18 protein-coding genes, 1 pseudogene and 2 riboswitches are annotated in these 18677 nt (G+C 73.3%); of the genes and pseudogenes, 13 read left to right on the top strand and 6 right to left on the bottom strand.

All coding sequences use genetic code 11. The annotated features are described in order from the left end of the window. Positions 1–4: 4 nt before the first annotated feature. Positions 5–760: a (2Fe-2S)-binding protein gene (locus tag ACFZBT_RS28145; RefSeq protein ID WP_391109074.1), complete on the bottom strand. Its 756-nt coding sequence runs from the start codon at positions 758–760 to the stop codon at positions 5–7. Positions 761–794: 34 nt separating this feature from the next. Between ACFZBT_RS28145 and ACFZBT_RS28140 the strand changes: the two are divergent. Next, positions 795–1305, top strand: a pseudogene (locus ACFZBT_RS28140) (type III PLP-dependent enzyme); the annotation flags it as partial. A 62-nt stretch (positions 1306–1367) separates the two neighbouring features. Here ACFZBT_RS28140 and ACFZBT_RS28135 read toward each other — a convergent pair. Continuing rightward, positions 1368–1982 (bottom strand): sigma-70 family RNA polymerase sigma factor, encoded by a 615-nt coding sequence (locus ACFZBT_RS28135; protein WP_391108942.1) that lies wholly within the window; start codon positions 1980–1982, stop codon positions 1368–1370. Between the two features lie 148 nt (positions 1983–2130). After that, entirely contained in the window at positions 2131–2784 is a 654-nt protein-coding gene (locus ACFZBT_RS28130; protein WP_391108940.1) for a hypothetical protein, read from the bottom strand. A gap of 143 nt (positions 2785–2927) precedes the next feature. Between ACFZBT_RS28130 and ACFZBT_RS28125 the strand changes: the two genes are divergently transcribed. After that, positions 2928–4073: a DNA glycosylase AlkZ-like family protein gene (locus tag ACFZBT_RS28125; protein WP_391108937.1), complete on the top strand. Its 1146-nt coding sequence runs from the start codon at positions 2928–2930 to the stop codon at positions 4071–4073. A 40-nt stretch (positions 4074–4113) separates the two neighbouring features. On the opposite strand, the gene ACFZBT_RS28120 is transcribed toward ACFZBT_RS28125, so the two are convergent. Further along, positions 4114–4620, bottom strand: coding sequence for a DUF4396 domain-containing protein (locus ACFZBT_RS28120; protein WP_391108934.1), 507 nt, complete (start codon positions 4618–4620; stop codon positions 4114–4116). Between the two features lie 19 nt (positions 4621–4639). Here ACFZBT_RS28120 and ACFZBT_RS28115 point away from each other — a divergent pair, with 19 nt between their 5' ends. Beyond that, entirely contained in the window at positions 4640–5440 is an 801-nt protein-coding gene (locus ACFZBT_RS28115) for an SDR family oxidoreductase (protein WP_391108931.1), read from the top strand. A gap of 16 nt (positions 5441–5456) precedes the next feature. On the opposite strand, the gene ACFZBT_RS28110 is transcribed toward ACFZBT_RS28115, so the two are convergent. Further along, a complete protein-coding gene (locus ACFZBT_RS28110) occupies positions 5457–6302 on the bottom strand; it encodes a methyltransferase domain-containing protein (RefSeq protein ID WP_391109071.1) in 846 nt (281 codons plus the stop codon). A gap of 173 nt (positions 6303–6475) precedes the next feature. On the opposite strand from ACFZBT_RS28110, the gene ACFZBT_RS28105 reads away from it, so the two are divergent. Then, a complete protein-coding gene (locus ACFZBT_RS28105) occupies positions 6476–7273 on the top strand; it encodes a VOC family protein (RefSeq protein WP_391108928.1) in 798 nt (265 codons plus the stop codon). Between the two features lie 35 nt (positions 7274–7308). On the opposite strand, the gene ACFZBT_RS28100 is transcribed toward ACFZBT_RS28105, so the two are convergent. Beyond that, on the bottom strand, positions 7309–7485 hold the full coding sequence (locus tag ACFZBT_RS28100; protein WP_391108925.1) for a hypothetical protein: 177 nt from the start codon (positions 7483–7485) through the stop codon (positions 7309–7311). Between the two features lie 75 nt (positions 7486–7560). Here ACFZBT_RS28100 and ACFZBT_RS28095 point away from each other — a divergent pair, with 75 nt between their 5' ends. From ACFZBT_RS28095 to metE, 9 genes are all read left to right on the top strand, one after another. After that, on the top strand, positions 7561–8097 hold the full coding sequence (locus ACFZBT_RS28095; protein WP_391108922.1) for a GNAT family N-acetyltransferase: 537 nt from the start codon (positions 7561–7563) through the stop codon (positions 8095–8097). 112 nt (positions 8098–8209) lie between these two features. After that, on the top strand, positions 8210–10018 hold the full coding sequence (locus tag ACFZBT_RS28090) for an ABC transporter permease subunit (RefSeq protein ID WP_391109068.1): 1809 nt from the start codon (positions 8210–8212) through the stop codon (positions 10016–10018). Further along, positions 10015–11313 carry an MFS transporter gene (locus ACFZBT_RS28085; protein ID WP_391108921.1) on the top strand — a complete coding sequence of 433 codons (1299 nt, stop codon included), beginning with the start codon at positions 10015–10017 and terminating at the stop codon, positions 11311–11313. The genes ACFZBT_RS28090 and ACFZBT_RS28085 overlap by 4 nt, the downstream gene beginning before the upstream one ends. A 244-nt stretch (positions 11314–11557) precedes the next feature. Continuing rightward, positions 11558–12970 carry a protein kinase gene (locus ACFZBT_RS28080; RefSeq protein ID WP_391109065.1) on the top strand — a complete coding sequence of 471 codons (1413 nt, stop codon included), beginning with the start codon at positions 11558–11560 and terminating at the stop codon, positions 12968–12970. Between the two features lie 56 nt (positions 12971–13026). After that, positions 13027–13237, top strand: a riboswitch (cobalamin riboswitch). A 29-nt stretch (positions 13238–13266) separates the two neighbouring features. Next, positions 13267–13968: an energy-coupling factor ABC transporter permease gene (locus ACFZBT_RS28075; RefSeq protein ID WP_391108918.1), complete on the top strand. Its 702-nt coding sequence runs from the start codon at positions 13267–13269 to the stop codon at positions 13966–13968. Further along, entirely contained in the window at positions 13965–14309 is a 345-nt protein-coding gene (locus tag ACFZBT_RS28070; RefSeq protein ID WP_391108916.1) for an energy-coupling factor ABC transporter substrate-binding protein, read from the top strand. The genes ACFZBT_RS28075 and ACFZBT_RS28070 overlap by 4 nt, the downstream gene beginning before the upstream one ends. 5 nt (positions 14310–14314) lie before the next feature. Continuing rightward, positions 14315–15064 (top strand): cobalt ECF transporter T component CbiQ, encoded by a 750-nt coding sequence (gene cbiQ, locus ACFZBT_RS28065; protein WP_391108913.1) that lies wholly within the window; start codon positions 14315–14317, stop codon positions 15062–15064. Further along, positions 15061–15912 carry an ATP-binding cassette domain-containing protein gene (locus ACFZBT_RS28060; RefSeq protein ID WP_391108910.1) on the top strand — a complete coding sequence of 284 codons (852 nt, stop codon included), beginning with the start codon at positions 15061–15063 and terminating at the stop codon, positions 15910–15912. The genes cbiQ and ACFZBT_RS28060 overlap by 4 nt, the downstream gene beginning before the upstream one ends. Before the next feature lie 27 nt (positions 15913–15939). Next, positions 15940–16161: riboswitch (cobalamin riboswitch) on the top strand. A gap of 165 nt (positions 16162–16326) precedes the next feature. Then, entirely contained in the window at positions 16327–18660 is a 2334-nt protein-coding gene (metE, locus tag ACFZBT_RS28055; protein ID WP_391108908.1) for a 5-methyltetrahydropteroyltriglutamate--homocysteine S-methyltransferase, read from the top strand. The last annotated feature ends 17 nt before the right edge of the window (positions 18661–18677 follow it).

The following is an 18677-nucleotide window of genomic DNA, read 5'->3' as shown; positions in this document are numbered from 1 at the left end:
CTCGTCACTCCTCCAGCCGGCGCAGCCGTTCCGTGTCGCAGACGCGGGGGCAGGTGCCGCAGGCCTCGTCGGGCCGGATGGCGTAGTAGAGGCAGCAGCCGGAGCGGGTGCGGGTCGTGTGACGGCGGCCGTCGGTGCCGGACAGCAGGCGGAAGTCCGCTCCCGAGGGGTAGGGGCTGACGGGTTCGGGGAGCAGCGCGGTCGCCGCGCGTACGGCGTCCTCCTCACGGCCGAGGGTCCGGCCCAGGTACCAGATCCCGGAGACGAGGTCGTCGCCGACCATGCCCCACAGGGCGCGAGGACCACGGCGCACGGCGGGTCCGAGGGCGGTGAGCAGCGGGCGCATGTGGTCGGCGACCGCGGCGCGCAGCTCGGCCCGCAGGGCCTCCTCGCCCGCGACGGTCACCGCGCCCGGCAGCGCGGCGACGGGATCGCCGGGCAGGCAGGCGACGCGCGGTTCGGGCGCGATGGTGTACGCCCCGGCCGCGAGGTCCAGGCGCACCGACCGGTGCCGGATACGGGGCACCCGGCGTTCCAGGAACCACACGCCGCTCATCAGGAGGGCGATGGACCAGGCGTAGTCGTGCAGGGCGCGTGAGGCGGTGACACGGGTGCGGGGGGTGTGGGCGTAGCGCGTGTGGATGCGCGTGCCCTCGGCGTCCAGGAAGGCGTCGAGGACTGACTGGTCCGACGTCAGTTCGGCGGCGGTCAACGCCTGTTGGCCGTCGTCCGTCCGGGGGTCCGCGACCTCGACGCTCAGCGCGTCGCAGAGGCCCGTCAGCCGCCGGTAGGCGGTGAGCGTCGACTACACCGACCCGGAGCGCCGCTTCGACTGGGCCGCGTACAGCGAGGGGCTGGCCCGGCTCACCGAGGCTCATCCGGGACTGACGCCGCGGATCGAGCCGGGGCTGGCGCTCACCGGGTACTGCGGCTGGTACGCCACGGAGGTGCTGGACGTGAAGCACAGCCACGGCGAGGAGTTCGCCGTCGTCCCGGGCGGCACACACCATATGCGCACCCCGGCTACGAAGGGACACGACCAGCCCTGCTCCGTCCTGCCCGTGGACACCTGGCCGCACCCCTGGCCGCGACCGGCGGCGAAGGGCGGACCCGTCACACTGGCGGGGCAGCTGCACGCCGAAGGACGTGCTGGCCCGCCGGGTACCGGTGGCGGACCTCAGGGCCGGGGACCGGGTGGTGTTCGCCCTGGCGGGCGCCTACGCCTGGAACATCTCGCATCACGACTTCCTGATGCATCCGAGGCCCGGGTTTCACTTCCTGGACGACGACACCCAGGTCACTTGACCCGCCCGCGGGTGGCCGATGCCCGCCGGAGCGAGCCGGCGGGCACCCGGGACCGGGATGCGTCAGGCCGCGGCCAGGGCGGGCGCCGGCGTTTCCTCGGACTCATCGAGCAAGGCCATGAGCGTCGCCCGGGCCCGGGCCACCCGGGAGCGGACCGTGCCGACCGGGCAGTCGCTCAGCACGGCGGCCTCCGCGTACGGCAGCCCGAGCAGTTGCGTGAGGACGAACGCCTCGCGCCGCTCCTCGGGCAGTCCGTCCAGCAGTTCGAGCAGTGCCACGCCGTCGTCGAAGCCGGGCAGCCCGCGCGGCTGGGCCAGCTCGGCGGCCAGCTCCCAGTCCGGCAGATCGGCCGGGCGGGGGCGCACGGCCGTGTACCGGAGGCTGTCCGCCACCGCGCGCCGGGCGATGGCCAGCAGCCAGACGCGCGCCGAGGAACGGCCCTCGAACCGGTGCAGACTGCCGAGCGCCCGCAGGAACGTGTCCTGCGCCAGATCGTCCACGGCCTGCGGGTCGGCGCACAGATGGGCGACGTAGCGGATGACGTCACGGTGCAGGGCCCGCACGAAGTGGTCGACGGCCGCGGAGTCGCCGCCGCGGGCGGCCAGCGCCCAGGCGGTTATCGACTCGTCGGCCGACGGAGTTCTCTCGTACGAAAGGGGCAGGGCAGGAGTGATCACCTGGTGTCCTTCTCGGGATTCCGGGGGCACACGAAACGCGCGTGGGGCCCGGTGAGCGGGGAATACGGCCGCGTCCGTACGGCGTGACGTACGGACGCGGGACCGAGACCGGGACGCGCGAGTGCCGCCCCGGGACTGCCGGCTGCCGTCAGGCGGCAGCGGCCCCCGCGGGCGGTCCTCGAGAGGTGATCGCGTGGACGAGAAGGAGAAGACGCGGCGCACGGTCGGAGGACCAGCGCCTCGCACGCACGGGCGGTGGCGGCGGTGCGGGCAGGGCGAACAGAAGCCGCAGCGGCGCGGCCAGCCTGCTGCCCACGGCGCGCAGCAGCCGGAAGACGGCCCGTTCGCCGTGGCCCAGCCACAGACCGCACAACAGCGCGGCCAGCAGGTGGGCGGCGAGCATCCCGAGGGACGAGTCACCGTCCGGGACGTGCCCGGTATGCCCCATGTGGTGGGACATGGCACCCATGTCGTGCCCCATGGATCCCATGCCGTCCCCCATGGAGGACATGTCCATGGAGTCCGTGCCACCCCTTGCCCCGGCAGCCGGTGGCGGCACGAGCGAGAACGCCGAGTGCAGTCCGGTCTGGACGATCACTGAGACGGCGACGACCAGCCGGAGGCCGCGCTCGCGGCCCGCGAGGCACCAGCCCGCCGCACCCGTCGCGACCCAGCCGGCCACCAGGGTCGACAGAGGCACATGGTCGCCGGACATCATGACGTGCCCGAGGGCGGCGAGCACGACACAGACGGCCGCGAACACCGCGGCCCGTGTCGCGCGAGCACACCACCCAGCTGTCATGGCGCCTCATCTTCGCATCCGGCCCCGCCCTTTCACCCATGGGTACGAAAATCGCCCGGCCCCGGCACTCAATCCGATCCATGTGATCCAGGCCACTTCCCTGGAATCTGTGCCTCCGGTCGGGCCAAGGCAGAATCCCCGGCGTGGACATCACCGCGCGGGAACTCAACCGGGCGACCCTCGGCCGTCAGTTGCTGCTGAGCCGGGAAGCGATGGCGGCCGGGGAGGCCGTGCGGCGAGTGGTGGCGCTCCAGGCGCAACATGCCGCTTCGCCGTACGTGGCGCTGTGGAACCGGCTGGCCGGCTTCTCCCCGGCCGAACTGGACGAGGCCTTCGCGCGGCGTGCGGTGGTCAAGGCGACCCTGATGCGGATCACGCTGCACGCGGTCCACGCGGACGACTACCAGGTGTTCCGTGAGGCGATGCAGCAGACGCTGTACGCCTCGCGGCTCGGCCACCGTTTCGCCGCCGCGGGGCTCACACCGGCCGACGGCGAGGCACTCGTCCCGGAGCTGCTGGACTTCGCCGACCGGCCGCGGACGGCCGCGGAGGTTCAGGCATGGCTGGAGGAGCGGGTCGGCGCGGACAAGAAGGCCGGCGCGTGGTGGGGGCTCAAGGGGTACGCGCCGCTGCTCCACCTCCCGACCGGCGGTCCCTGGTCGTTCGGCACCCGGGCGTCGTTCGTCGCGGCACGGACCGGTCCCGCTCCGACGGGCCGGACGTCGGCGGCGGAGGCGCTGCGGCAGCTCGTGCTGCGCTATCTCCGGGGCTTCGGACCGGCGTCGGTGGCGGACGTGGCTCAGTTCGCCATGCTGCCACGGCAGCCGGTACGGCAGACGCTGCTCGCCCTCTGCGACACGGTGGAACAGCTCCGCGGACCGGACGGAACGGTCCTGTTCGACGTACCGGACGCCCCGCGCCCACCGGCGGACACTCCGGCACCCCCACGGCTCATGGCCATGTGGGACAGCGTCCTGCTGGCCCACGCCGACCGCAGCCGCGTGATCCCCCCCGACTATCGCCGTCTGGTGATCCGCGTGAACGGTGACGTCCTGCCCACCCTGCTGGTCGACGGCCAGGTCGCCGGCGTCTGGCGCGCGATCGGCGGCGGCATCGAGGCCACGGCGTTCCACGACCTGGCGCGCACCACATGGGAGGGTCTCGCGGAGGAGGCCGCGTCCTTGACAGGCTTCCTGACCGACCGCGAACCCGAGGTCTACCGCCGCTACCACCACTGGTGGCCGAAACTCCCCGCCGGGCAGGTACGCATGCTCACCGGCCGCGGGTGAGTCTCCCGCGCCGTCTTCGCACCGGACCGGTGACATCGCGTCAGTGGTGGGTGTGGACGACCGCGTGGCCCCTGCCCCGGCCGATCATCCACTTGTTGACCGGTGTCGTGATCAGGAAAGCGACCGCGAAGCCGCCCAGCAGGGCGGACCAGAACAGTCCGTCCGTGAGCTGGGCCTCCATCGCCCCCGGGGTGAGCGCGATGATCGCGTTGTCGACGAGTTCCATCACCGCGATCGAGATTGTGTCCGCGGCCAGCGCGACCTTGATCGCGGCCTTGAGGCCGAGGCCGGTCCGCAGGACGGCGACCAGGGTGAACGAGTAGCCGAAGAGGAAGGCGAGCCCGATCGCCAGACCCATGGTGGGCACATCGCTCCACGCCAGCGCGGTGCCGATGACCATGCCGAGGATCTCGCCGATCACGCACCCCGTCAGACAGTGCAGCGTCGCCTTGACGGCGGTCCCCCAGGACGCCTTTCCGCGCGGATGCCGTTCGGGGTGGTGACGCGTGTGGTCCGTCCTGTCCCGCCGGCTTCCCCTGTGATCCATCCGCTTAGAGTGTCGGATCATGACGACACAGGCCACCCGGTCGGCGACGCAGACGTATCTCTCCGAGTTGTTCTCCCTGGACGGCCGCGTCGCGGTCATCACCGGCGGCAGCTCCGGCATCGGTCGCGCCATCAGCGGCGCCCTCGCGCGTGCCGGCGCCGACGTGGTGGTCGTGGCGCGCGGCGAGGCCGGACTGACCGCGACGGTCGAGGAGCTGACGGCTCAGGGCTGCCGCGCCGCGTGGGTCAGCGCGGACCTGAGCACGCGCGAAGGTGTGCGGACGGCCGCCGAGCGCGCGGTCGAGGCGTTCGGGGAGCCCGACATCCTCGTCAACAGCGCCGGGATCAATCTGCGCCCGCCGATGGACGAACTCACCGAGGACGTCTGGGACCTCACCATGGCCGTCAACCTGGAGGCTCCCTTCCTGCTGGGGCAGCGCTTCGGCCCGGGCATGGCGGAGCGCGGGTTCGGACGGATCCTGCACATCAGCTCGCAGCAGGCACACCGCGCGTTCGTGCAGAGCGGCGCGTACGGCGCCTCCAAGGGCGGCCTTGAGTCGCTGGCGCGTTCCCAGGCCGAGGCCTGGTCGCCGCGCGGCGTCACCTGCAACGTCCTGGTGCCGGGCTTCGTCATGACAGCGCTCAACAAGCGCCTGTCGTCCGATCCGGAGAAGGTGGCCGCCCTCGCCGACCGCACGCTGATCGGGCGGAACGGCCTGGCCGAGGACTTCGCGGGCGCGGCCGTCTTCCTGGCGAGCCCGGCATCCGCCTACGTCACCGGACAGTCGGTCTACGTCGACGGCGGCATGTCCGTCCACTGACGACGCGGCACCCGAGTCAGGCGGCCGGGCCCTTGCGCCAGACGAAGACCTCCGTGCTCGGTGCCCGTTCGGAGAACCGGCCCGACGGCGCGGCCTCGCGCAACAGCAGCCGCAGGTCCGCCTCGAAGGCGTCCCGGTGCCCTTCGAAGAGGTGCGGTGCCGAGAACGACATGGAGAACACCCAGGCGACGACATCGTCGTGGGTCCGCTCCAGCACCTGCCCGCCGGGCACGACGAGACGCCGGGGACCGGCGAAGCCCGCCCGGGCGAGCACCTCGTCCTCCGCGCCCGGTGTCCCTTGCGGCAGCACCCCGCGGCCCGCTCGCCGCACCGGCCCCAGGTACCGCTTCACCAGATCGTCCACCCCCGCGTAGGGGACCGCCGGGTGCGGCATGCCGTCGACGGTCCAGGGCTCCGTCTTCAGGTCCGCGATGTGCACCAGGGCCCCGCCGGGCCGGAGCATGTCGCGGACGGTCGCGGCCACCAGGTCGCGGTCCATCCAGTGGAAGGACTGCCCGAAGGCGGCGACATCGAAGGTGCCGAGCCCCGCGGGCAGGTCCTCGGCCCGCGCGCGCACCCAACGGGACTTGGCGCCCACACCCCGGCCGGCGGACCCGCGCCCGGCTTCGGCGATCATCCCGGCGTCCGGGTCCACCCCTACGATCTCGCCGAACAGATGCGCGAGGCTCAGCGCGATGGTGCCGGGCCCGCAGCCCACGTCGAGGAGGCGCCCCTCCCCGTCGGGCCGCAGTTCCCCGGCGAGGGCGTCCGCCAGCCCGGCGGCGTACGGCAGCCGCCCCCGCTCGTAGTAGGCGGCCGTGCCCGCGAACAACGTGTCGTCCCACTCCCAGCCGGCCACCATGTCCACCCACCACCCTCACTCCACGGAGTCGCGCGACCATCCGGACCTTTCGACGGCCCCGATGATTCCACGGCCGCGCCCGATGGTTCCCCCATCGGAGAGCGGCCGACGGGCGCTTGTCAGTGCCCGGTGTCACGCTGGGCACCCAGGACCTGCGGAAGGGAAGCATCGCCATGATCACCACGGAGTTCGCCCCCGGCTCCCCCTGTTGGCTCGACCTCGGCGCTCCGGACGTCCGGACCGCCGCCGCCTTCTACGGCGCCGTGCTGGGGTGGGACTACGAGTCCATGGGCGAGAGCGAGGACTTCGAGGGCGGGATGTTCCGGAAGGACGGCAAGATCGTCGCTGGGCTCGGCAAACTCACCGAGCAGGGAGCGCGCTCGGCCTGGATGCTCTACTTCAGCGTCGCCGACGCGGACGCCACGACCAAGGCCGTGGAGCAGTCGGGCGGCACCGTGCGCGTCGCGCCGATGGACCTCGAGGAATGGGGCCGGATGGCGCAGTACACCGACCCGCAGGGCGGCCAGTTCGCCGTCTGGCAGCCGGGGACGACCAAGGGCCTCGAGCTGGTCGACGAGCCGGGTTCGCTGTCCTGGACCGAGTTGATGACGACCGACGCGGCCGCCGCGAGGCAGTTCTACGGCGGACTCTTCGACTGGCAGTTCAGCGACATGCCGCTACCGGGCGACGCGGGCGTGTACACCCTGATCACCCCCGCCGGACTGCCCGAGGACCGGATGCACGGCGGCCTCATGGAACTCCGCCCGGAGGACCTGGATCTGACGAACGGACGTCCGTACTGGCACCCGGTCTTCGCCGTCGACGACTGCGACGCCGCCGTGGCCAAGGTCAGGGAGTTCGGCGGCACCGTGCAGATGGGGCCCGAGGACATGGAGGGCGTCGGCCGGCTGGCCGTCTGTCTCGACCCGGCGAAGGCGGACTTCGTGGTGCTCGCTCCGTCCCAGGGCTGAGCCGACCCGGCACCCGTGCCGCACAGCCGGGCGAATCACCACCACCGATGGCTGTCCCCGGCGATGCGCCGCTTCCCGGGCGGCTGCGTCTCGCGGGCGTTGCCCTCGGGGAAGAGGCCGCGGTAGTGCTCCAGGGCGGCGGCGGACGCCTGGACCGGATGCGTCAGGACGGTCCAGGGCACGCCGGTGGTGCAGGGGGCGTACTGAGCCACATCACACCAGCGGCCCCCGGCATCTCATCAGCGGGCCCCGAAGGAGCGTTCATGTGATTTGCATATGATGCGCAAATGCATGACTACAGCATCAGGGAAGCCACGCCTGCGGACATCGACGGGGCGCGGGTGGTGATGCTGGACGCCGTGTACCGCGACTTCGACACCGGCTATGTGCCGCGCTGGCACGCCGACATCATCGACCCGGTGCTCTTCTACGTCGAACCGCCTCGGCACACCCTCCTGGTGGCCGTGGACGAGCGGGACGGGACGGTGGCGGCCACGGGGGCGCTGGACGCGCGCGGGCCGGCTCATCCGCCGAATCCGCGCTGGCTGGCCGAGCGGTACCCCTCGGGCGAGACCGCACAACTGCGGCGGCTGTACGTAGGCCCGGCGCACCGGCGGCGCGGACTGGCCCGGCGGCTGGTCGAGGGACTGGTCGACTTCGCCCGCGCCGACGGTGGCTACCGGTCCGTCTATCTGCACACGTATCCGCACTCGCCCGGCGCGATGAGCCTGTGGCGGACGCTGGGCAAGGTGGTGTGCGACGAGCGGGAGGAAGTGCCCGGCGGCGGCAGCGGCGTGGTGCACTTCGAGATTCCCTTCGCCTGAGCACACGGGGACGACACTGAACACCTCGAACTCACCCCTGGCCAAGGGCCTCGCCGCCCTGCGCGTCCTGGCCCGGGGCGGCGCCCCGACATTGCTGTGGCGGGCCGTGCTGATGGCCGCCCTGGTGGGCGCGATCGGCCTGCTGCCGTGGCTGTCGCGCACGGACCCGGCGCTGACCGTGCTCAAGGCCCGCTCGGCCGACCGTGACCCGACGCCCGAGACGCTGCGCGCCATCCGCGAACAACTCGGGCTGGACGACGGCCCGCTGGTGCTGCTCGGCCGCTGGCTGGGCGGGCTGCTGCACGGCGACGCCGGCACCTCGTGGGTGTCCGGCGGCCAGGTGCTGCCGGGCGTCCTGCAGTCGCTCGGCGCCTCGCTGCTGCTGGTGTCCGGGGCCCTCGTGGTCGCGGCGGGCACCGTCGCCGCGGTGTGCGCCCGCACACTCCGGCTCGGTTCGCGGGGACGGCTCGCGGCACACGGCACCGGCGGCACGGCGTCGGCCGTGCCGGCCGCGCTGCCCGAGTTCCTCGTCGCCTCGGTGCTGGCCTCGGTGATCGGCGTCCAGCTGGGCTGGCTGCCCGCTCTCGGCTGGTACGGGCCGCGGTGGATGGTGCTGCCGTCACTGGCCCTCGGCCTGCCCGCCGGGGCGATCCTCGGACGGATGCTGGACGACCTGCTGCCCGGCGCCTTCGCCGAGCCGTGGGCACTGGCCGCCGCGGCACGCGGTGTCCCGCCGAAGTCCGTGGCGCTGCAGGCGGTGCGCCGCTGCGTGCCCGGACTGCTGCCCAACCTGAGCCTGTTCGTGGTCGGCCTGACCGGCGGCTCGGTCGCCGTCGAGCAGATCTTCGACATCCCGGGGCTGGGCCGGCTCACCCTGCACGCCGCGCTCGCCCAGGACCTGCCCGTCCTGCAGACCGGCACCCTCGCCCTCGTCCTGGTCGCGGCCGTCGCCGGGGCCCTCGCCCGAGTGGCGGCCCGGCTGCTCATCGGGCCCGCGCTGCGCGACGGCGCCCTGCACTCCCTGCACGCCACCGGCCCGTCCGGGCGCCGCGCCCTGCCCCTGCTGTACGCGGCGCTGCTCGCCGGCGTCATCGGCTTCGGCCTGCCCCGTGACGCGCTCGCCCTGGACACCCTGGCCCGGCTGCGGCCCCCCTCCCCGGCGCATCCGTTCGGGACGGACGCGCTCGGCCGGGACGTCCTCGCCCGGGTCTCCCACGGCGCGCTGACCACCCTCGGCATCGCCCTCGCGGTGAGCGCCGCCGCGCTCCTCGTGGGGCTGCTGCTGGGGCTGCTGCCGAGGCTGTCCGGGCCCCTGGTCGACACCGTCAGCGCCGTGCCGCCCGTCCTGGCCGGACTCCTCGTCGCCGGCGTCGCGGGCAGCGGGCCCTGGACACCGGCGTTCGCCGTGGGTGTCGTGGCCTGGTCCCCGCTGGCCGCCCACACGTCCGCCCTGCTGCGGCAGGAACGCGCGACCACGCATCTGGCCGCGACCCGGGCACTGGGCGCCGGCCGCTGGTATCTGCTCTGGCACGAACTGCTGCCCGCCGTGCTGTCGCCCGTGACACGGCACGCCCTGCTCCGGCTGCCCGGTATCGCGCTGAGCCTCGCCGCCCTCGGTTTCCTCGGCCTGGGCGCCCAGCCGCCGTCCCCCGAGTGGGGCCTGCTGCTCGCCGAGAACCAGCCGTACGCCGAACGCGCCCCGTGGGCCGTCCTCTTCCCCGCCGCCGTACTCGCCCTGCTGGGGGCGCTCGCGGTGACGGCCGCGGGCGGCGTACGGCTGCCCCGCCGGCGCCGGCGGCCCGAGGGCCCGGCTGGGCCGCCCGGGGAGGGGGTCGTGCCTCAGCGGCGGCGGAACAGCCCCGACGCCCTCCTGGCCCCCGTGTCCACCTCTGTGTCCACCTCACCGGTAGAAGAACGATGACCGACCCCGTATCCCGCGTGCCCGCCCGCCGGTCCGCCCGTGCGCCCAAGACTCCCCGCGAGAGCACCTGGCGGCTCTGGAAGGAGCTGTCGCCGCTGCTGCGGCTGCTGATCCTGACCCAGCTCGCCTTCAACGTCGGTTTCTACGCCGTCCTGCCGTTCCTCGCCGAGCACCTCGGCACCGCGATCGGCATGGCGGGCTGGCTGGTCGGGTTCGTGCTCGGGCTGCGCACCTTCAGCCAGCAGGGGCTGTTCGTGGTCGGCGGCTCGCTCGTCGACCGGTTCGGGGTGCGGCCCGTCGTGCTGGCCGGCTGTGTGCTGCGGATCGCCGGGTTCGCGTGGCTCGGGTACGCGGAGGCGAGCTGGGCCGTGATCGGCGCCGTGCTGGTGATCGGCTTCGCCGCCGCGCTGTTCTCTCCGGCCGTGGAGTCCGAGGTGGCCCGCCAGGCGGTGGTCTGGGAGGAGGAGGGACACGGCTCGCGCACGCGCCTCCTGGCCCTGTTCAGCGTCGCGGGCCAGGCCGGGGCCTTCGTCGGACCGCTGCTCGGCGCGTTGCTGCTCGCCGTCGACTTCCGCACCGCGTGCCTCGCCGGTGCGGCGGTCTTCGTGCTGGTCCTGGCCGGGCATCTGTGGCTGATGCCGCAGCACATCCCGGGCCGGGTCCGCACCCGGGAGCGGGGCGGGGCGCGCCTTCTGCTGCGCAACCGCCGGTTCCTGGCCCTGTGCGGCGCGTACGGCTCGTACCTGCTCGCCTACAACCAGCTGTACCTGGCCCTGCCGGACGAGGTGCAGCGCGCGGCGGGCTCCCAGGCGCCGCTTTCCTGGCTGTTCGCGCTGTCCTCGGTGCTGGTGGTGTTCGCCCAGCTGCCGGTGACCCGCTGGGCGGGCGACCGGCTGGACCTGCGCCGCTCCATGACGGCGGGGCTGCTGCTGATCGCGGCCGGTTTCGCGGTGGTGGCCGCGGCGCGCCCCGCCGGCTGGACGGGTGTCGCCGGGCTGCTGCCCGCCGCGGGCTTCGTCGTACTGCTCACCGTGGGCCAGATGCTGGTCGTCCCCGCCGCCCGCGCCTGGGTGCCCGACCTGGCGGAGGAGGGCCGGATCGGCCTCTACACGGGCGCGCTGTCCTCCGTCTCCGGCCTGATCGTCCTGGCCGGCAGCGCGGCCACCGGTTCCCTCCTCGACCTCGGCCTCCCGCCCGCCGTGCCCTGGCTGGCCCTCGCTGCCGTACCGGCCCTGACGGTGGCTCTGCTGCCGCGCCGGGAGGACCGGGCAGAGGCGGCGGACAAGGCGGCCTGATCAGGCCGGCCGCAACCGGCCGCGGCCCAGGGGCAACCGCGCGCATCGCGCATCACCCCGCCGGGCGACGTCTCCGCTCCCGGATTTCCGGGACCGTACCGGCCCTCGACACCGCCGCGGAGATCAGTGGTCACGCGGCGCCAGTATCCTGGGTCGGCTGCGCGTCACCCCGCCAACCCCCGCCTCAAAACGGGGAGTTCGGCCTGCGGCGACGTACCTTCCCATACGCATGAGACGAGGACGAGTGCTGCTAGCGGGCCGCTACCGGCTGGATGTTGAGATCGGGCGCGGTGGAATGGGAGAGGTCTGGCGCGCGTACGACGAGACGCTCGCCCGAGCCGTGGCGGTCAAGCTGCTGCTGCCCCAGGACACCGATGTCACGGCGGCCTCCCGGTTCCGTCTGGAGGCCCAGACCGCCGGGCGTCTCAACCACCCCCATCTGGTCGGTGTCCTGGACTTCGGCGAGTACGACAACCGGCTGTACCTCGTGATGGAGCTGGTCGAGGGCGACAGCCTCGCCGGGGTGCTGGCCGCGTCCGGCGCGCTGCCCGCCCAGCGGGTAGCCGAACTCGCCGCGCAGGCCGCCGCAGGGCTCGCCGCCGCGCACGCGCAGGGCATCGTCCACCGTGACATCAAGCCCGCCAACCTCCTGCTGGACGCCCACGGCACCCTGAAGATCGGCGACTTCGGCATCGCCCGCTTCCTCGACGACCCGGGGGCCGCGCTCACCGCCACCGGCCAGATCGTCGGCACCGGCCTCTACCTGGCGCCCGAACGCGCCCTGGGCCAGCCCGCCGGTCCGGCCTCCGACATGTACTCCCTGGGGTGTCTGCTCTACCAACTCCTCAGCGGTCGGCCGCCGTTCCAGGCCGACACCGCCGTCGCGCTCCTCCACCAGCACCTCGACTCCGTGCCCGTACCGCCCCGCGAGCTCGGTGTCGCCGGACTCCCGCCGGCGTTCGAGAACTACCTGCTCGGCCTGCTCGCCAAGCAGCCCGAGGACCGGCCCACCGCCCAGCGGACCGCCGAATGGTTCGCCGCCGGTGCCTGGCGGGGGCTGCCCGAGCCGCTGCCGGAGGCAGCGCCCCCGGTGACGTCCGCCGCACCGAGCCCGTATCCGGCCACCGAGACCCGCGACCCGGCCACGTACGCGCTGCCCGGCGCCCCCGGCCTGCGCACCAGCCGGACGCCCCAGGCCGGGCGGGCGCGCCGCGCCGCGCCCCGGGCCGCCCCCGACAACCGGCGCAGAGCGGCCGCGACGGTCGCCGCCGCGGCACTCTTCGCGGCCGCGATGCTCGCCGGCATGCTGTGGTTCTCCCCTGACAACACCGCGACGGAGGGCACGGAGCCCGACGCGTCGCCCTCCACGAGCAGCCCCGCCGCCGCACCGTCCGAGGGCTCCGCCTCGCCCCTCTCCTCCGCTCCGGCGGCGGACACGGACCCGGCGGCCACCGTTCCGGCCGCCGGCACAGTGGCCGATATCACCCCGTCCAGCACCACACCCCCTCCCCCGGCCCCCGCCGAAGCGACGCCCAGTCCCACGACTCCGGCGCGGGAGACGGCCGAGCCACCGCGAAAGGCGGACAAACCCCAGCAGGAGAAGCCCGGTCGGACCTGGGAAGACGGGGACGACGATGACGACGGGGGCGACGACTGAGCTGCCCTGCGCCGGTGTGCGAGCGGACGCCCCCTCGCGCGCCCCCTCGGGTGGCTTGTCATCGTCCTTATCTCGGCATTACTGTCACCACGCCTTGGTGAACGGGAAATCCGGTGTGATGCCGGTGCGGCCCTCGCCACTGTGAATCGGGAAGTCCGGCTCCGGCCCCTGGCAGGGGCAGCCACTGGGTCCTTGTGACCCGGGAAGGCGGAGTGCGGGCGGTGGTACCCGTAAGCCAGGAGACCGGCCAGGGCGCGTCAACCATCCACGAGGTGCTGGAGAGGGTCTGCTGAACCATGCACATAGCCGAGGGTTTTCTGCCACCCGCACACGCGGTCGCCTGGGGCGTCGCGTCGGCACCCTTCGTCGTCCACGGGGTCCGGTCGCTCACCCGTGAAGTGCGCGAGCACCCCGAGAGCACTCTGCTCCTCGGTGCCTCCGGTGCCTTCACGTTCGTCCTGTCCGCCCTGAAACTGCCGTCGGTCACCGGCAGTTGCTCCCACCCCACCGGCACGGGCCTGGGAGCCATCCTTTTCCGGCCACCCATCATGGCGGTGCTGGGCACCATCACCCTGCTGTTCCAGGCGCTGCTGCTCGCCCACGGCGGTCTGACCACGCTCGGCGCCAACGTCTTCTCCATGGCGATCGTGGGGCCCTGGGCCGGATACGCCGTGTACAAACTGCTGCGGCGCTTCGACGTGCCTTTGATGGTCGCGGTCTTCTTCGGGGCGTTCTTCGCCGACCTGTCCACGTACTGCGTCACCAGCGTGCAGCTGGCGCTCGCCTTCCCCGACCCGGGCAGCGGGTTCGTGGGCGCGCTCGGCAAGTTCGGCACCATCTTCGCCGTCACACAGATCCCGCTCGCGGTGAGCGAGGGCCTGCTGACGGTGCTCGTGATGCGGCTGCTGGTGCAGTCCAGCAAGGGCGAACTGACCCGGCTGGGTGTGCTCCTCACCAAGAAGCGGTCCGTGACCGAGACCGAGGCGGTGGCCCGATGAAGAAGAACACGAGGATCAACCTCCTGCTGCTGCTCGCCGTGGCGCTCCTCGCGGTGCTGCCGCTCGCCCTCGGCCTGGGCGACGACAAGGAGGAGCCGTTCGCGGGCGCCGACGCCCAGGCGGAGACGGCGATCACCGAGATCGACCCGGACTACAAGCCCTGGTTCTCGCCGCTGTACGAGCCGCCGTCGGGTGAGATCGAGTCGGCGCTTTTCGCCCTCCAGGCAGCGATCGGCGCCGGTGTCCTCGCCTACTACTTCGGCCTGCGCCGAGGCCGGCGGCAGGGTGAGCAGCAGGCCCTGGAGCGGGCCGCCGAGGAGTCCACGGCCGAAAGAGCCTGAGCCGCGTGCTGCCGATCGACGCGGCGGCGCACAGCAGTCGCTGGCGCCGCCGCCATCCCGTGGACAAGGCCGTGCTCGGTCTGGGACTCACCGTGCTGGCCATCTCGCTGCCGCCCTGGCCGGGCGCGGCCCTGGTGCTGGTGACGGCCGTGTCCCTGCTGCTGGGACCGGCCGGTGTGCCCGGCCGGAAGCTGTGGCGGGCCTACCGCGTGCCGCTGGGCTTCTGCGTGACCGGAGCGGTCACGCTGCTGGTCCAGGTCGGCGGGCCGGGAGGGTTCGTCTCCTTCGCGGACGACGGACCTCTGCGGGCCGGGGAGCTGCTGCTGCGCACCTCGGCGGCCTCCCTGGGAGTGCTGCTGTTCGCCTTCACCACGCCCATGTCCGACCTGCTGCCCCGCCTGGTCCGGGCCGGTGTCCCGGCGCCGGTCGTCGATGTCGCGCTCGTGACGTACCGGATGAGCTTCCTGCTGCTGGACTCCGTGCGCCGGATCCGCGACGCGCAGGCCGCCCGGCTCGGGCACACCACGCGGGCCGCCGCCTGGCGTTCGCTGGGCGGGCTCGGCGCCACCGCTTTCGTACGGGCCTTCGACCGGGCTGCCCGCCTCCAAGCCGGTCTCGCCGGGCGCGGCTACGACGGGACCCTGCGGGTCCTGGTGCCCGAGGCCCGTGTCTCCGTCCGCTTCACGGCCGCCAGTTGCGCGCTCCTCGCGGCGCTGGCCGCCCTCACCTTCGTACTGGAAAGGCCGCCGGCATGAGCGAGCCCGCCCTCGTCGCCCTGCGGGGCGCGTCCTTCGCCTACGAGGACGGCCCGGCCGTGCTCAGCGGCCTCGACTTCGACATCCGCGCGGGGCGGGCGCTCGCGCTGCTCGGCCGCAACGGCAGCGGCAAGACCACGCTGATGCGGCTGCTCAGCGGCGGGCTGCGGCCGCACGAGGGGCGATTGACGGTCGACGGGCAGCCGGTGACGTACGACCGCAAGGGCCTGACCCGGCTGCGGACGACCGTCCAGCTCGTGGTGCAGGACCCGGACGACCAGCTGTTCGCGGCGTCCGTCGAGCAGGACGTGTCGTTCGGGCCGCTGAACCTCGGGCTGTCCGACACGGAGGTACGGGCACGGGTGGCGGAGGCGCTCGCCGCCCTGGACATCACCGCCCTGGCCGGCCGGCCCACTCATCTGCTCTCCTACGGGCAGCGCAAACGGACCGCCATCGCGGGCGCGGTCGCCATGCGTCCCCGGGTGCTCGTCCTCGACGAGCCGACGGCCGGACTCGACCCCGACGGCCAGGAACGGCTCCTGGCCACGCTGGACGAGCTGCGTGCGAACGGCACCACGGTGGTGATGGCTACGCACGACGTCGACCTCGCCCTGCGCTGGGCCGACGACGCGGCGCTCCTCACCCCGGACGGTGTGCACCTCGCTCCCGCGCCGACGGCACTGGCCCGGACCGATCTCCTCCGGCAGGCGGGACTGCGGTTGCCGTGGGGTGCCGCGGCCGCGGATCTCCTGCGCGCACAGGGGCTGTTGACCGGGTCGGCGCCCGGCCCGCGCACCCCGGACGAGCTGGCCGCGCTGGCGGCGGGGCGGCCGGTGAGCGGCGGCTGAGGGTCGCTTCCGCGGCCATCCCGTGTATAGGCTGGCGGTGCAGCTGGTTCGCCCCGTCCGCCAGACGGGATGCGTCGCAAGAGGGAACCCGGTGGGAATCCGGGACTGCCCCGCAGCGGTGAGCGGGAACGACCGCCGTCATACGCACTGGGCCCACGCAGGGCCCGGGAAGCGACGGCCAGTAGGTGTTCTCACATGGTGAGAGCGTGCCCGCGAGTCCGAAGACCTGCCAACTGCCCGCGCGCGGACGGTTCGTGCGCGGACATTCCGGTGACCTCGAGGGCGGGTCGGCGTACATACCAGGCGGACGACCGCGCTGTGCCGCGCGAGGTCGTCTCCGTCCGGTTCGTCACCCCTTCGCGCTCTCGTCCCGTCGCCGGGATCTCAGGGATTCGTCTCGCGAAGGAGATCTCCGTGACCACCAAGTCCGCAGCCGCGGCAGCACGGGCCACCGTGTACGGCTACCCCCGCCAGGGACAGAACCGGGAACTGAAGAAGGCGATCGAGGGCTACTGGAAGGGCCGCGTCACCGCCGACGCCCTCCGGGCCACCGCCTGCGACCTGCGCGCCTCGAACTGGCGGCAGCTGGCCGACGCCGGCATCGACGAGATCCCGACGGGCGACTTCTCGCTCTACGACCACGTCCTGGACACCACCGTCATGGTCGGCGCGATCCCCGGCCGCCACCGGGACTCCGTCGAGGCGGACGCCCTCGACGGCTACTTCGCCATGGCGCGTGGCACGCAGGACGTGGCGCCGCTGGAGATGACCAAGTGGTTCGACACGAACTACCACTACCTGGTGCCCGAACTGGGTCCGGACACGGTCTTCACCGCCGACTCGGCGAAGCAGGTCGCCGAGCTGCGCGAGGCGCTGGCGCTCGGCCATACCGCGCGCCCCGTCCTCGTCGGCCCCGTCACGTACCTGCTCCTGGCCAAGCCCGCCCCGGGGGTGCCCGCGGACTTCGAGCCGCTCACGCTCCTGGACCGGCTGCTGCCCGTGTACGCCGAGATCCTCGCCGACCTGCGCGCGGCGGGCGCCGAGTGGGTGCAGCTGGACGAGCCGGCCCTGGTCCAGGACCGGACCCCGGCCGAGCTGAACGCCGCCGAGCGCGCCTACCGCGACCTCGGCGCCCTCACCGACCGGTCGAAGCTCCTGGTCGCCTCGTACTTCGACCGGCTCGGGAACGCCCTGCCGGTGCTGGCGAAGGCGCCGGTCGAAGGGCTCGCGCTGGACTTCACGGAGTCGGCGGCGGCCAACCTCGACGATCTGGCCGCGGTGGGCGGTCTGCCGGGCAAGCGGCTGGTCGCCGGTGTCGTCAACGGCCGCAACATCTGGATCAACGACCTGGCGGCCTCGCTCTCCCGGCTCGGCACGCTCCTCGGCCTCGCCGACCGGGTCGACGTCTCGGCCTCCTGCTCCCTGCTGCACGTGCCGCTGGACACGGCGGCGGAGCGGGACATCGAGCCGCAGGTGCTGCGCTGGCTCGCCTTCGCGCGGCAGAAGACCGCCGAGATCGTCACCCTGGCGCGCGGTCTCGCGCAGGGTACGGACACGATCGGCGCGCAACTCGCCGCGAACCGGGCCGACCTGTCCTCCCGGGCGAACTCCCCGATCACCCGCGACCCGGCGGTCCGCGCCCGCACGGGCGCGGTGTCCGAGGCGGACGCCCACCGCTCGCTGCCGTACACCGAGCGGACCGCCGCGCAGCGCGCCCGGCTCGGTCTGCCGCTGCTGCCGACCACCACGATCGGCTCCTTCCCGCAGACAGGTGAGGTGCGCGGCGCCCGCGCGGACCTGCGCGCCGGCCGGATCGACACGGCCGGATACGAGGAGCGCATCAAGGCCGAGATCCAGGAGGTGATCTCCTTCCAGGAGAAGGCCGGTCTGGACGTCCTGGTGCACGGCGAGGCCGAACGCAACGACATGGTCCAGTACTTCGCGGAGCAGCTCACCGGCTACCTCGCCACGCGGCACGGCTGGGTCCAGTCCTACGGCACCCGCTACGTCCGCCCGCCGATCCTGGCCGGCGACATCTCGCGCCCCGAGCCGATGACCGTACGCTGGACGAGGTACGCGCAGTCCCTCACGGACCGTCCGGTCAAGGGCATGCTCACCGGCCCGGTCACCATGCTCGCCTGGTCCTTCGTCCGTGACGACCAGCCGCTCGCCGAGACGGCCCGTCAGGTCGCCCTGGCCCTGCGCGACGAGGTGGGAGACCTGGAGGCGGCCGGGACGCCGGTCATCCAGGTCGACGAGCCCGCCCTGCGCGAGACCCTGCCGCTGCGTGCCGCCGACCGGCCGGCGTATCTGGGGTGGGCCACGGAGGCCTTCCGGCTCAGCACGGGCGGTGTGCGGCCGGACACGCAGATCCACACCCACATGTGCTACGCCGAGTTCGGCGACATCGTGCGGGCCATCGACGACCTCGACGCGGACGTCATCAGCCTGGAGGCCGCGCGCTCCCACATGCAGGTCGCCCGCGAACTCGCCTCGCACGGCTATCCGCGTGAGGCGGGGCCGGGTGTCTACGACATCCACTCGCCGCGGGTTCCCGCCGCACAGGAGGCCGCCGAACTGCTGCGCACCGGCCTGAAAGCGATCCCCGCCGAGCGGCTGTGGGTCAACCCGGACTGCGGCCTGAAGACCCGCGGCTGGACCGAGACCCGCGCATCCCTGGAGAACCTGGTCTCGGCGGCCCGGACCGTCCGGGCCGAACTGGACGCGGAGCGGCCCGGAGCGGCCTGACGCTCCAGGCCGGGGGC

This window comes from Streptomyces sp. NPDC008137 (assembly GCF_042957035.1).
In the GTDB taxonomy this organism is placed as follows: domain Bacteria; phylum Actinomycetota; class Actinomycetes; order Streptomycetales; family Streptomycetaceae; genus Streptomyces.
The sequence above is the reverse complement of the archived record's forward strand: the minus strand, read 5'-3'. Positions and strand labels throughout refer to the sequence as shown.

Coding starts and splice junctions, on each gene's coding strand:
- ACFZBT_RS28060 (WP_391108910.1), top strand. CDS start 15,061: ATGAGCGAGCCCGCCCTCGTCGCCCTGCGGGGCGCGTCCTTCGCCTAC.
- ACFZBT_RS28075 (WP_391108918.1), top strand. CDS start 13,267: ATGCACATAGCCGAGGGTTTTCTGCCACCCGCACACGCGGTCGCCTGG.
- ACFZBT_RS28120 (WP_391108934.1), bottom strand. CDS start 4,620: ATGGATCACAGGGGAAGCCGGCGGGACAGGACGGACCACACGCGTCAC.
- ACFZBT_RS28115 (WP_391108931.1), top strand. CDS start 4,640: ATGACGACACAGGCCACCCGGTCGGCGACGCAGACGTATCTCTCCGAG.
- ACFZBT_RS28110 (WP_391109071.1), bottom strand. CDS start 6,302: ATGGTGGCCGGCTGGGAGTGGGACGACACGTTGTTCGCGGGCACGGCC.
- ACFZBT_RS28130 (WP_391108940.1), bottom strand. CDS start 2,784: ATGACAGCTGGGTGGTGTGCTCGCGCGACACGGGCCGCGGTGTTCGCG.
- ACFZBT_RS28070 (WP_391108916.1), top strand. CDS start 13,965: ATGAAGAAGAACACGAGGATCAACCTCCTGCTGCTGCTCGCCGTGGCG.
- ACFZBT_RS28090 (WP_391109068.1), top strand. CDS start 8,210: ATGGCCGCCCTGGTGGGCGCGATCGGCCTGCTGCCGTGGCTGTCGCGC.
- ACFZBT_RS28105 (WP_391108928.1), top strand. CDS start 6,476: ATGATCACCACGGAGTTCGCCCCCGGCTCCCCCTGTTGGCTCGACCTC.
- ACFZBT_RS28085 (WP_391108921.1), top strand. CDS start 10,015: ATGACCGACCCCGTATCCCGCGTGCCCGCCCGCCGGTCCGCCCGTGCG.
- ACFZBT_RS28095 (WP_391108922.1), top strand. CDS start 7,561: ATGCATGACTACAGCATCAGGGAAGCCACGCCTGCGGACATCGACGGG.